General features: G+C 65.0%; 14 protein-coding genes. 6 read left to right on the forward strand and 8 right to left on the reverse strand.

Annotated elements, in window-relative coordinates; all coding sequences use genetic code 11:
- The first annotated feature begins 55 nt into the window (after positions 1–55).
- The 3 genes from AC16HO_RS10480 to dnaQ are packed head-to-tail and all read left to right on the forward strand — an operon-like array spanning position 56 to position 1,958.
- On the forward strand, positions 56–808 hold the full coding sequence (locus AC16HO_RS10480; RefSeq protein ID WP_395643571.1) for a methyltransferase domain-containing protein: 753 nt from the start codon (positions 56–58) through the stop codon (positions 806–808).
- Positions 799–1,260, forward strand: coding sequence for a ribonuclease HI (rnhA, locus tag AC16HO_RS10485; protein ID WP_395643572.1), 462 nt, complete (start codon positions 799–801; stop codon positions 1,258–1,260). The genes AC16HO_RS10480 and rnhA overlap by 10 nt, the downstream gene beginning before the upstream one ends.
- Entirely contained in the window at positions 1,257–1,958 is a 702-nt protein-coding gene (dnaQ, locus tag AC16HO_RS10490; RefSeq protein ID WP_395643573.1) for a DNA polymerase III subunit epsilon, read from the forward strand. The genes rnhA and dnaQ overlap by 4 nt, the downstream gene beginning before the upstream one ends.
- An 18-nt stretch (positions 1,959–1,976) precedes the next feature.
- Here the strand turns inward: dnaQ and AC16HO_RS10495 are convergent, their stop codons facing one another.
- From AC16HO_RS10495 to AC16HO_RS10515, 5 genes are all read right to left on the reverse strand, one after another.
- Complete coding sequence (locus AC16HO_RS10495) at positions 1,977–2,678, reverse strand: PP2C family protein-serine/threonine phosphatase (protein ID WP_395643574.1); 702 nt, start codon at positions 2,676–2,678, stop codon at positions 1,977–1,979.
- A gap of 507 nt (positions 2,679–3,185) precedes the next feature.
- Positions 3,186–4,505: a hypothetical protein gene (locus AC16HO_RS10500; protein ID WP_395643575.1), complete on the reverse strand. Its 1,320-nt coding sequence runs from the start codon at positions 4,503–4,505 to the stop codon at positions 3,186–3,188.
- On the reverse strand, positions 4,505–5,296 hold the full coding sequence (locus AC16HO_RS10505) for an SDR family oxidoreductase (protein ID WP_395643576.1): 792 nt from the start codon (positions 5,294–5,296) through the stop codon (positions 4,505–4,507). The genes AC16HO_RS10500 and AC16HO_RS10505 overlap by 1 nt, the downstream gene beginning before the upstream one ends.
- A gap of 49 nt (positions 5,297–5,345) precedes the next feature.
- On the reverse strand, positions 5,346–5,660 hold the full coding sequence (locus AC16HO_RS10510; protein ID WP_395643577.1) for a hypothetical protein: 315 nt from the start codon (positions 5,658–5,660) through the stop codon (positions 5,346–5,348).
- A gap of 72 nt (positions 5,661–5,732) precedes the next feature.
- Entirely contained in the window at positions 5,733–7,184 is a 1,452-nt protein-coding gene (locus tag AC16HO_RS10515) for a DHA2 family efflux MFS transporter permease subunit (RefSeq protein ID WP_395643578.1), read from the reverse strand.
- 241 nt (positions 7,185–7,425) lie between these two features.
- Here AC16HO_RS10515 and AC16HO_RS10520 point away from each other — a divergent pair, with 241 nt between their 5' ends.
- The 3 genes from AC16HO_RS10520 (at position 7,426) to AC16HO_RS10530 (ending at position 9,829) form a co-directional block, all read left to right on the forward strand.
- The gene (locus AC16HO_RS10520; RefSeq protein ID WP_395643579.1) at positions 7,426–8,004 is read left to right on the forward strand and encodes a YceI family protein; all 579 of its coding nucleotides are present in this window, start codon (positions 7,426–7,428) and stop codon (positions 8,002–8,004) included.
- A gap of 150 nt (positions 8,005–8,154) precedes the next feature.
- Positions 8,155–9,219 (forward strand): NAD(P)-dependent alcohol dehydrogenase, encoded by a 1,065-nt coding sequence (locus AC16HO_RS10525; RefSeq protein ID WP_395643580.1) that lies wholly within the window; start codon positions 8,155–8,157, stop codon positions 9,217–9,219.
- 94 nt (positions 9,220–9,313) lie between these two features.
- Positions 9,314–9,829, forward strand: coding sequence for a GNAT family N-acetyltransferase (locus tag AC16HO_RS10530; RefSeq protein ID WP_395643581.1), 516 nt, complete (start codon positions 9,314–9,316; stop codon positions 9,827–9,829).
- Between the two features lie 25 nt (positions 9,830–9,854).
- Here AC16HO_RS10530 and AC16HO_RS10535 read toward each other — a convergent pair whose 3' ends face one another.
- The 3 genes from AC16HO_RS10535 to AC16HO_RS10545 all read right to left on the reverse strand — a co-directional run bounded on the left by AC16HO_RS10535 (position 9,855) and on the right by AC16HO_RS10545 (position 12,556).
- Positions 9,855–10,388 carry a cold shock domain-containing protein gene (locus AC16HO_RS10535; RefSeq protein ID WP_395643582.1) on the reverse strand — a complete coding sequence of 178 codons (534 nt, stop codon included), beginning with the start codon at positions 10,386–10,388 and terminating at the stop codon, positions 9,855–9,857.
- Positions 10,389–10,525: 137 nt separating this feature from the next.
- Positions 10,526–10,954 carry a GNAT family N-acetyltransferase gene (locus AC16HO_RS10540; protein ID WP_395643583.1) on the reverse strand — a complete coding sequence of 143 codons (429 nt, stop codon included), beginning with the start codon at positions 10,952–10,954 and terminating at the stop codon, positions 10,526–10,528.
- Positions 10,955–11,020: 66 nt separating this feature from the next.
- Positions 11,021–12,556: a DHA2 family efflux MFS transporter permease subunit gene (locus AC16HO_RS10545; RefSeq protein ID WP_395643584.1), complete on the reverse strand. Its 1,536-nt coding sequence runs from the start codon at positions 12,554–12,556 to the stop codon at positions 11,021–11,023.
- Between the last annotated feature and the right edge of the window lie 29 nt (positions 12,557–12,585).

The following is a 12,585-nucleotide window of genomic DNA, read 5'->3' on the forward strand; positions in this document are numbered from 1 at the left end:
GCATCGTAAATCTGTTCTAATTCGACTCCTTCTGCACTGCACAGCCTGCGGCTCCATGCCGGCCGAGATCAACGATTTCTATCAACATCCTGCGGTTCGCAGCCAGTTGCAGCATGAACTCGCCGCGCTGGCGCCTATTCTCGCCGGCGTCTACGGCACGACCGGCCTGTTCCTGCGCGCGCACGAAGCAGCGCCGGACAACTTGCCGGCGAATCTGTTGGCCAACGTGGTCGGGCTGGCGCTCGATGAGGCGCAAATCCTGCGCGGAGGCCTCGCCTGCGATCCGGGAGAGCTGCCGCTGGCCGGCGAGAGCTGCAAGCTGGTCGTCGTCCAGCATCTGCTCGAGCGCCTCGACGAGCCGGCGGCCTGCATGACCGAGATCGCGCGCGTACTCGCGCCCGAGGGCGTGCTGCTCGTGCTCGGGTTCAACCCGCTGAGCCTGTGGCGGCCTTGGCTGGCCGGCGCAATGCGGCGTGCGCGCCTGCCGCTGCGGATTCGATCGGCGCAAAGCTGGGCCGCGACGATCGACGCCCAAGGCATCGAGGTGTTGCAGACACGATATTCCGGCGCTTGGTCGCCGTGGTCGGCAGCGTCCGCCGAACAAACCGGCGCGGCCGGCGTCGCGGCGGTGGCGCTGGCTCGTCTGCGCGGTGGCTGGCTGCTGCTGGCGCGCAAGCAGCGCAGCGTGTTGACGCCGCTGCGCCTGCGTCGTGACACGCGCGAACTCGCGCGTAATCCGCGCCTGGTGCCGGGCGCGCATCGCGAGCATGCCCGCGTGATTGCGTCGATCGAGGAGGAGTGCGCGTGAGCGCCACGACGATCGTCGAGGTCTTCACCGATGGCGCGTGTCTCGGCAATCCGGGACCGGGTGGTTGGGCGGCGCTGCTGCGCTACAAGAAGGTCGAAAAGTGGGTCAGCGGCAATGTGCGCGAAACGACGAACAATCGCATGGAGCTGATGGGCGCCATCGGCGCGCTGGAGGCTCTCAAGCGGCCGTCGACTGTGCGCCTGACCACCGACTCGCAATACGTCAAGCAGGGCATCGAGTCCTGGGTGCCGCGCTGGCGCGCGAACGGCTGGCGCACGGCCGACAGGAAACCGGTGAAGAACCAGGACCTGTGGGAGCGGCTCGTCGCGGCAGCGGCCCCGCATGCGGTGGAATGGCACTGGACGCGCGGGCACTCGGGTCACGAGGAGAACGAGCGCGTCGACCAACGCGCGCGCAGCGAGGCGCTGAGCGCGCAGGAGATCATGCTGTGAGACAAGTGGTGCTCGATACCGAAACGACGGGCCTGGAAGTGAACAAGGGCCATCGCATCGTCGAAATCGGCTGCGTGGAATTGCTCGAACGCCGGCCGACCGGGCGCGAATTCCATCGCTACATCAATCCGCAGCGCGCGATGGACGCGGGCGCCACCGCGGTCAGTGGCATCACCGACGACTTTCTCGTCGACAAGCCGCTCTTCGCCGACGTCGCCGACGAGCTGCTGGCGTTCATCGATGGCGCCGAGCTGATCGCGCACAACGCGAGCTTCGACATGGGCTTCCTCGACGCCGAGTTCGCGCGCCTGGCGCAACCGGCCAGCGTCAGCGGGCGCGTGCGCGTGCTCGACACCCTGCTGCTCGCGCGCGAGAAATTTCCGGGGCAGCGGAACAATCTCGATGCGTTGTGCAAGCGACTTGGCGTCGACAACAGCCATCGTGACTTGCACGGCGCGCTGCTCGACGCGCAGTTGCTCGCCGACGTCTATCTCGCGATGACCGCGGGGCAGGGAGACCTCGGCTTGGGCGCGCACAACGAGCCGGCCAAGGCCCGGGTGCGCGCGGCGGCATCGGCGATCGTCGATGCGATGGTCCACGTGCGCCGTGCCGAGGCCGTGGAACTGGCTGCGCACGAGGCGCGTCTGGCTGCGATCCAGAAGTCGAGCAAAGACAACTGCCGCTGGTTGCGCGACTGAACGCCGCGCACCACCAGTTCAGCGATTGCGCACGAGAACGGCAGTTACGTTATCCGATCCGCCGCCATCGAGTGCAGCCAGGATCAGGTGGTCGACGCACTCCTGCGCCGAGAGATCTTCGCGCGCGAGAATTGCGGAAATCTGCCTGTCGTCCACTTCCTCGGTCAGCCCGTCCGAGCAAAGCAGTACCTGCATGCCGGGTGTGAACTTGCCGCGCAGCGTCTCCACGCGCAGGCTCTGCGGGTCGGTGACGCCGAGTGCCTGGGTGACGACGTTGCGGTGCGGATGCGTGCGTGCCTGTTCCTGGGTGATCGCGCCCTGCTTGATCAACTCCTGCACATAGGAATGATCCTGCGAAATCTGCTTGAGCCCGCCGTCCCAGAGATAGATGCGGCTGTCACCGACCCAGCAGGCCTCGTACTCGGCGCCGCTGACGTGCAGGGCGACGATGGTCGTGCCCATCGGCAGAGCCTCGGAGCGGCGACCGGACAACTGCAGGATGTCGGCATCCGCGCTCTGTACGGCGTGCGCGAGCGTACCGCCTGAACCGACTTCGCGTACGACCGCATCACGTGCGAGCGCGCTGGCGACTTCGCCGTGCGCGTGGCCGCCCATGCCGTCGGCGACGAGCCAAAGACCGATGTCCGCGTCGGCATAGTACGTGTCCTCGTTGTGCTCGCGGCGCAGGCCGATATGGGTGCCGTGTCCGAATTCGATCATGTCCTGTTCTTGTTTCGACCCGGTTCCGCGGATGCGTGTGCGCTCCTATTCGCGGCTGTCGCACTCCCACCCCGCCCCGATGCCGGTAGGCATAGCATGAAGCCGCGGGGTAAGGGGCGCAAGCGAAATGCGATGATCCCGCTCATGTGCAAGTCGTGAGACGCGTCACGTAAATGTTTGGGTCTGTTGGGATGCGATACGGAAAAAATGGGGTACAGGCGGAACCTGTCGGCTGCGCGCAAGTGTGCCATGTCGGGACAGGGAATCCGGCGTCCGCGGCGTCGCCGGCAATTCATCGGGCAAGTGGCATCGCCAAAAAGAGCGATTGGCCCGTCGATCGCGATCAGCACGCGGTTGCCGGGATGCGGATGGGTCGCGGCGCAAACCGGCCATGACGGCTCCCGGTGGCGCAATGGATGTTCGCAGACGCGTAACTCGGAACACACCGCCACGCGCGGTCAGCGGCGGCATGGGTCTCCAGGCCCGCTTGCGCTCACGGCGTGATCGTCAATCGATACGCAGATTACGCCGCTGGAATACGCTGCCGCCGGCATCGACCGCGGACAGGCGATAGCTGCCGGGTGCGAGGAACAGCACAACCTGGCCGAGGTCGCGGTCGACCAGCACGCGATCGGCCGGAACCGCCTCGTCGCTCTCGCCGGCGTGGCGCGCCTCGATCAGGCAGGGCAGGTGAACCGCGCTCAGCTCGACGTCGATCGCGACCGGCGTGCGCGCGCCCGCCAACGCGAGCCAGTCGGGTCGGCCGACGATGAACTTCGCCGGCGGTGGCAGCACGACGCTGATGTCGTAGTAGCCCGGTTCAAGGCTCCACCCGGTGCCGTCGCGATCGCTGACAAGAATGCTCGACGTGGTGATCGCGAAGCGCCGCACCAGCTCCCGGTAGCTCACGTATTCGCGCGCGGCGTCGATCGGGCGCAGCAAGGTCTGGTCGACGGTAAGCGGGTCGAATCCGGTCTTGCGTTTGAGACGCAGCGCCATCGGCTCGGCGTCGAGGTAGCCGGCGCGCTCGTGCGCGTGTGCATAGCCCGCATGCACGAGCAGCCGCGCATTGGGCGCGGCGCGGAACACGCGTTCGACGATGTGTTGTGCCTGGTCTTCCTCGCGTGTTTCCGCGTCGGCCCCGGCTTGCGCGGATTCGTAGGGTACGACGACGTAGCCCAACTTGAGGGCATGGCGCACGATCTCGCCGTACAGCGGTTCGCGCAGGTAGGTTCCGCTGGCCTGGATCGGGTAGCCACGTACGCCGAGCTCGTGATCGCGTTCGTCGAGACCCTCGACGGCGAGATGGGTGTAGCCGAGTTTGCGCAGCTTCGGCAGCAGTTGCAGGGTGAGCGCGCGCGTCTGCGCGACATGATGCGCTTCGTTGATCACGACGATGCGGCGTTCGTGCGCCAGCGCGGCGATGCCATCGGCGGCATCTATCGCGCGATGGGTTTCGCGATCGGGCAATGCCGCCGGCGTGCCACGCAGACCGGGCGCGCCGAACGGGAAGCGGCGCACCGCGGTGTCGTAGTCGCCAAGTTCGGAATCGTTTGCGGCGAGCACCTGGGCGATCAGGTTGCGCAGGCCACCCTCGCTTGCGTCGTAGCGCCTGCGGTAGAACTCATGTACGGCAAGCGGCGAGCCCAGCGTGTTCGCTTCGCGCTGCAATGCATTGAGCTGGGCGAACGTGCCGGGGCCGACATGTTCTGTTGCCGACTCGCTTCTGCTCGCGTCCGCGGAGACTTGCGGCTTCGAAACCTGAGTGCAGCCGGCGAGCAATACCGCAGCGAGGATGAATCCATTGGCCGCGAGGCCAGCGCGCATCACAGCGACAGCGTGCGTCCGCCATCGACCGGGACGTTGACGCCGTTGACGTAACCCGCGGCAGGCGAGGCAAGGAACGCGATCACGGCGGCGACTTCCGAGGCCTCGGCGAAACGGCCCAGCGGCACGCTGGCGAGCATGGCTTTGGAAATGTCGTCCGTGCTCTTGCCGGTCGTGCGTGTTCGCTCATCGAGGATCTGGTCGAGGCGCTGGGTTTTCGTGTAGCCCGGCAGCACGTTGTTGACGGTGATGCCATGGGGGCCGAGTTCTGTGGCCAGCGTCTTCGCCCAACTCGCCACCGCGCCACGGATCGTGTTGGAGACGCCGAGATTGCGGATCGGCTCCTTCACCGAGGTCGAGATCACGTTGACGATGCGCCCGTAGCCCGATGCGCGCATGCCGGGCAATACCGTCTGCAGCAGCACCTGGTTGGCGAGCAGGTGCTGCTCGAACGCGGAGACGTACGCTTCCACTGTTGCATCCCGGGCGGCCCCCCCCGGCGGTCCGCCGGTGTTGTTGACCAGGATCTGCACAGGATCGGGTGCGGCGATCGCCGCCTCAATCCTGGCACGCAGTGCGGCGTGGTCGCGCATGTCGACGGCGATGCTCGCATGCTGCTGGTTCGCATGCACGACGGGCAGCGCGGCGAGCGCGGCGTCGAGCGCCTCGCGCGAGCGCGCGAGCAGGGTGATATCGGCGCCGAGACGCGCAAGCTCGATCGCCGCGGCGCGGCCGATGCCTTGCGAGCCGCCGCAGACCAGCGCATGTTTACCGGAAAGATCGAGATCCATGAGGTTCCGTTTTGTACGCCATCCCGCGGGGAGCGCCGGGATGATCTTCTCAATGCCGCATCGACATCTTCTCGGTCATCAGCGGCAGCAGCTCTTCGTCGCTTTCGCCATCCGGTGGCTCGATCGAATCGAGTTCGAAACCCATCGTCGTCGCGTCGTCGTCATCGAGGCCGTCGAACGCGCGGAACTCGGCGTCGAGCAGGGCCATGTGCGCGGCATCCTCGTCGTCGTAGCGCAGCGTCTCGCCTTCGGCGTTGAACACCTCGGCTACACCCGAGTCGAGCACGCGCAGGCGCGCCCAGACCAGTGCATCGCCGAGTGAAGCGATCCACCATTGTTCTTCGTAGTTGTCTTCGTCGCTCATCGTGGTTGCCGGTTGCGGATGGGCGTGACCAGTGTACACGCGCGGAGCGCCGTGGGCGCAACGCAGCTGCCGTCAATGCGCAACCGCCGATTCAACCGCGGGGGCGCTCGCGCGGACGAACATCGCGGCGAGTGCCGCGGCCAGCAAGGCGAATATTGCGCCGACGAAGAACGCCGCATGGTAGCCGCTGTTGATCGCGACGAGTTTGTCCGCATTCGCGGCGAGCGCGTGGCCGGTCTGTGCCGCGGCGAGGCTGGCAAGCACGGCGAGGCCGAGTGCGCCGCCCATCATGAAGCTTGTGTTGACCAGCCCTGAGGCGACGCCCGATTCGCTCGGGCTCACATCGCTCATCGCCGCGAGCAGCACCGGGTTGAACGCCATGCCGGCGCCGAGGCCGAGCAACAACATGCCGGGCAGGATGTCGAGCGCGAATCCGCCGCCGACCGGCGCGCGCGCGAATAGCGCGAGCCCGAGTGCGGCGAGCGCGAGTCCGGCCGCGATCGGCCAGCGGATGCCGAAACGCAACACGACCTTCGCTGACAGGCCGAGCGAGAACGCGGCCATGATCAGGTTGGCCGGCAGGAAGGCGAGGCCGACCTGCAACGGGTCGTAGCCGAGCACCTGCTGCATGTACAGCGCGGAGAGGAAGAACCAGGCGAACATCGACGCGGCCCAGAGCACGCCGACCGCGTTCGCGGTCGAGACGTTGCGCAGGCGGAACATGGCGAGCGGCATCAGCGGGTGGGCGACGCGCGCCTCGATCGCGAGGAAGATCGCGAGCAGCGCGGTCGCGGCGCCGAGCAGGCCCAGCGTCTGCACCGAGGCCCAGCCCGCGCTGTTACCGTTGATCACCGCGTAGACGGCGAGCAGCATGCCCGCGGTGACGGCGATCGCGCCGGAAACGTCGAGACGCGGATCGGCCTTCTCGTTGTGCGTGTCGGGCAGCAGCTTGAGCGAGAACGCGATAACCGCCGCGCCGACCGGCAGGTTGACGAGGAAGATCCAGTGCCAGTTCAGCGTGTGTGTCAGCAATCCGCCGAGCATCGTGCCGATGCTGCCGCCGGCCGAGCAGACGAAACCGTACACGCCCATGGCCTTGGCCCGTTCGACGGGTTCGGGGAACATGTCCATGACCAGCGACAGCGCCACTGCGGCGATCACGGCACCGGTGACGCCCTGCGCCGCGCGCGCGACGATCAGCATCTCCTGCGACTGCGCCAGTCCACAGGCGAGCGAGGTCAAGGCGAAGCCGGCGATGCCGAGCAGGAACCACTTGCGGTGCCCGTACAGGTCGCCGAGGCGGCCGCCGAGCAGGAGGAACCCACCGAAGGTCAGCATGTAGGCGTTGATCACCCAGGCCAGCGAAGTGTCGTCGAAATGCAGGTCGTTCTTGATCGAGGGCAGGGCGACGGTGACGATGGTCGTGTCGAGCACATCCATGAGCACGCCGAAGCAGAGCACGGTCAGCGCGAGCCATTTGCGCTTGTCGGCGTGGGACGTAGAGGTGGAATTCGGTCCGATCATCGTTGGCATTCTCGTGGATTGTTGCTTGTGCGACGAATGGGTCGGGCAGAAATCGACATATGTCCCTGCGCGCGATTGTCGCCGTGTCGAGGACCGGAACAATATGGAAAAAATTGCAGATGTGAAAAATTTTACCGCTGCGCAACGGCCGCGTGCGATAGTGGTCGAAGCGTCTGTTGATTTTGCCCGCAGCCGGATCGTCTTAGCCGTGCAATCCGGCAATCCACCCACGAGGAATTCCATGTACGCGCGCGCCATGCTTTCGTTCACGCTGCTCGGTCTCGCCTGCGTCGCGAATGCGGCACCGGTGACTTACGAAATCGATCCGGCACACACCTATCCGAGCTTCGAGGCCGACCACATGAACGGGCTGTCGGTCTGGCGCGGCAAGTTCGACAGGACTTCGGGCAGGATCGTGCTGGACAAGGCGGCCGGGACTGGCACCGTCGACATCGCGGTCGATGCGGCCAGCGTCGACTTCGGTCACGACCGGATGAACGAAAAGGCAAAGAGCGAAATATTCGATGTCGCCAGATATCCGCAAGCGACCTACAAGGGCAAACTCGCGCGCTTTCGGAGCGGCGCACCGACCGAAGTCATCGGCGAACTCACCCTGCATGGCGCCACCAAACCGCTGACGCTGAAGATTGCCTCGTTCAAGTGCATCCCCGACCCGATGCACAATACGCGCGAACGCTGCGGCGCCGACGCCTACGCGATGTTCAACCGGGCGGACTTCGGTGTCGATCGAGGCAAGAAGAATGGCTTCAGGATGGAAGTGAACCTGCGCATCCAGGTCGAGGCGGTGCAGGTCGAGTAGCTGCGCTGAATTTTCCCACCGGTCACGCCGGCGGCATGGGCTGCGAAGGCGAGCGACGAAGCGAACATTCGCGCGGTGAATCGGCTGCGCCCGTTGACAAAAGTCTATGTCGCCCCGACGTCTTCGTTCCCCACTGTGCAGGAAAATCCCATGCCTCAGGCCAACGGCTATGCCGCTCACGACGCCCATTCCGCGCTCGTGCCGTTCACGTTCGAGCGCCGCGCGCCCGGTGCGCGCGACGTGCAGATCGAGATTCTCTACAGCGGCATCTGCCATTCCGACTTGCACCAGGCGCGCAATGATTGGAGCAATTCGCTCTACCCTATGGTTCCGGGGCATGAGATCGTCGGCCGCGTCACAGCGGTCGGTGCGCAGGTGATGAAGTTCAAGGTCGGCGAACTTGCCGGCGTCGGCTGCATGGTCGATTCCTGTCGCGCTTGTTCCGCGTGCGCGGACGGGCTGGAACAATATTGCGAGAACGTGCCGACCTGGACCTACAACTCCAGGTTGCGCGGCAGCGAGGAGCTCGCATTCGGCGGCTACTCCGACCAGATCGTCGTCGACGAGCACTTCGTCGTGAAAGTGTCGCCGAAACTCGACCTGAAATCCGTGGCGCCGCTGCTCTGCGCGGGCATCACGACATGGTCGCCGCTGCGTCATTGGAAGGTCGGAAAAGGCCAGAAGGTGGGCGTGATCGGTCTTGGCGGGCTCGGCCACATGGGCATCAAGTTCGCCAAGGCGCTCGGTGCGCACGTGGTCATGATCACGACCTCGCCGGAGAAAGCCAGGGACGCGATGCGTCTCGGTGCGGACGAAGTGCTGCTGTCGACCGACGGGGTGCAGATGAAGCGGCACGCGCGCAGTTTCCATTTTCTGCTCGACACGATCCCGAACGGTCATGACCTCAATCCGTACGTGGCGCTGCTGCAGCGCGACGGTCACCTCGTCCTCGTCGGCGCGCTGATGGAACTGACCCCGCCGCTGTTCGGCGGCAGCCTCGTCGGCGGTCGCAAGAGCATTGCCGGTTCGGCAATCGGCGGCATCGCCGAAACCCAGGAGATGCTCGATTTCTGTGCCGAGCACGGCATCGTCGCGGATGTCGAAATGATCGATATCCAGAACGTCAACGATGCTTACGAGCGGCTGCTGAAGAACGACGTGAAGTACCGCTTCGTCATCGATATGGCCTCGCTCGGGAGCGCGGGCAACGGTTGATCGGCATGCGGCGGCACCGACGCCGGGCCCTTCAGGACTGTCGCGCGGGATGCGAAGCCGATACAGTGCGGCGTCGCCTTTCTGCGGAGCCTGCATGTCGATAGTCGTCGAAACTCCACGCCTCGTTCTACGCCGCCTCGAAGAGCGCGACGCGGCCTTCGTACTGAACCTGGTCAATGATGCGGACTGGCTGAAGTTCATCGGCGACAAGGGCGTGCGCACGCTGGATGACGCGCGCGACTATCTGCGCAATGGTCCGATGGCCATGTACGCGCAGCACGGCCATGGCCTGTATTGCGTGCAGTCGAAAGCGAGCGGTGAGCCCATCGGCATGTGCGGCCTGATCAAGCGCGACACACTGCCCGACGTCGACCTGGGCTATGCCTTTCTGCCGCAGGCGCGTGGCGGCGGCCATGCGTACGAGGCTGCGTCGGCGACCATGACCTACGCGCGCGAGACGCTCGACCTGCAACGCATCCTCGCGATCGTTTCGCCCGGCAACGCGCGCTCGATCGCGCTGCTCGAAAAACTCGGCTTCCACTTCGACAAGTCCTTGCGTCTGCCGCCCAAGGAAGATCAGGAGACGTTGCTCTACGTCGCGCAAGGCTGACCGCGCCGGCGCAGCAAACTCTCGCTCAGCCGCACCACTGGTGTTCGCACGGCACGCCGTCCTGGTCTCCATCCATCTGCGTATTCGGGCAGTTCTTCAGGAAGAACTGGGCCTCTTCGCACGATGTCATCTGCGAGCAGCGAGTGCGCCCGTCGCAGGAAAATAACTGGGCGGGCGCCAGCAGCGGGACCGCAGGCATCACCGTGTCGACAGGTGCTTGCCGCGTGGCCGGATTTCCGGGTGAAAGAAACGCATAGATGGCCAGCGATCCGAGCGCCATGAGTCCCAGAGCCGTCACCAGCGACGACCTTGTCCGGGCCGAATCTTGTGGCAAGGGCTGTCGCGATCGAACGGCCGGGCGCATGATCCGTATCGCACGTTTCCTTCCATCGGTCCGGTTCTCGGTTTCGAACGAGATCAGTTCGCCGATGTGCGGACGTACGCCGTCGCGCGGGAAAGCGGAGACGTGCACGAATATTTCATCGTTGCCGGAGGCCGGGGCGATGAACCCGAATCCCCGTTCGTCGTTCCATTTGACCAGCGTGCCATGGATTCGCACCAGGGTAGTTTAAGGCCGGCGACGGCTGCATTTCCACAGAAGCTTCTGCGTCTGCCGCGCAGGAAGCTCGGGAAATGCCGCCTTGCGTGGCAAGGCCTTCGGGCGCCGGGCGGGTCGCGGAGCGGAAAGAAGCGGGCTCAACCATCCAGGCGCTTCATGTAGATGATGCGCGCATATCCCTTGGGCTCGCCTTGAATGACGGCCTGCTTTTCGTAGCCCAGTCGTTCGTAGAAGGCGGGCGCCTGGAAGCTGTGGGTCGACAAAACCACCTGCTCGCAACCCCGGCGTGACGCTTCATCCTCGGCGGTCTGCAGCAGCGTTCTGCCAATGCCGCGACCACGCCGTGAATCATGTACCCAAAGGTGCGCGATCACGCAGCAACCTCCCCAAGTGTGGCCGTTGAACGCCGCGATGATTTCGCCATTGTCGTCGCATAGCCGGCCGGCGATGAGCTTTCCATCGAAGTAGCCCGTCGATTGTGCATTGAATTCATACACGCGCTCGACGAGGAACGCTTCGAGCCGCAGGCATTCGTCTTCTTCTTCGCAGAGTTTCACCAAAGGCATGGCGCGTCGGGCATTGGACATAGCCGGCCAGACCGGACAACCGTCTGCTTGCTTTCGCGGCCGGGCTCAGTGCGCCGCTGCGCCACCGCCCTTGGCCGTGAACGGCGGCCGCGCGAACCAGATCACGACGATCAGCGAGAGGAAGATGTAGCCGAGCATGTGGAAGATCTCGTTGAACGAGATCTGGTAGGACTGCGAATCGATCATGCGTTCGAGCACGCGATAGGCCAGCGGATCGTTGCCCTGGCCAATCGTCGCGACTGCCTGTTGCGTAGCTGGATCGAAGGGAGTCAGGTGCTCGCTGAGCTGCGCGTGGTGGACGATCGCGCGGTGCTGCCACATGAAGTTGGTGATCGAGGCTGCGAAGCTGCCGCCGAGATTGCGCACGAAGGTGGCGAGGCCGGTGCCCGAGGCGATTTCGTTCGGCTGCAGGTCGGAGAGCATGATCTGCATCAGCGGCATCAAGAAGAAGGTCACGCCGAGGCCCTGGACGAATTGGGCCATCGCGACGTGGTGGAAGTCCACGTCGAGATAGAACCCGGAACGGATGAAGCTGGTCAGTCCCATCACGCAGAACGCCGCAGAAGCGGAGAAACGCAGGTCGACGCGATTGATGTACCGACCGACGAACGGTGTCAGCAGGATCGGCAGGAATCCGATCGGCGAGGCGGCCAACCCCGCCCAGGTCGCGGTGTAGCCGACGTAGCGCTGCAACCACTGCGGTATGAGCACGTTGATTGCGAAGAACGCGCCGTAGGCCATGGTCATCGCGATCGTACCGAAGGCGAAATTGTTGTGGCGGAACAGTTTCAGGTCGACGATCGGTTCCTTGTCGGTCAGTTCCCAGATCAGGAAGACTGCGAGCGCGACGGCCGAGACGATCGCAGTGACGATGATGAAGTTCGACTGGAACCAGTCCTCGTCGTTGCCCTTGTCGAGCACGATCTGCAGCGCGCCGACGCCGATCACGAGCGTGGCCAGGCCGACGTAGTCCATCTTCGGGCGGACAACCTGCTCGGACCGTCCGCGCATCTGCGTGTAGACGACGAGCGCGGCGAGTACGCCGACCGGCACGTTGACGAAGAAGATCCATGGCCAGGAATAGCTGTCGGTGATCCAGCCGCCGAGGATCGGGCCGGCGATCGGCGCGACAATGGTGACCATGACCAGCAACGCCAGCGCCTGACTGCGCTTTTCGGGCGGATAGATCGACAGCAGCAGGCTTTGCGTGACCGGATACATCGGGCCGGCAACCGCACCTTGGAAGGCGCGGAACGCAATCAGCATCGTCATGCTCTGGGCAATGCCGCAGAGGAAAGAGGCGAACACGAACAGCAGCGTCGTCGCAACGAACAGCCTCACTTCGCCGAAGCGCCTGGCGAGGAAGCCGGTCAGCGGCAGCGCGATCGCGTTGCTGACCGCGAACGAGGTGATGACCCAGGTCGCCTGATCGGCACTGGCGCCGAGATTGCCGGCGATGGTCGGCAGCGACACGTTGGCGATCGTCGTGTCGAGCACCTGCATGAACACGGCGAGCGACAGGCCGACCGTGGTCAGACCCGGATTGGCGGGGCGGAACGGTATTGGATTGGGTGTGGCCATGTTCTTGAAGACGGTGAGCGGTCAGCAGT

Source organism: Rudaea sp. (genome assembly GCF_057139185.1).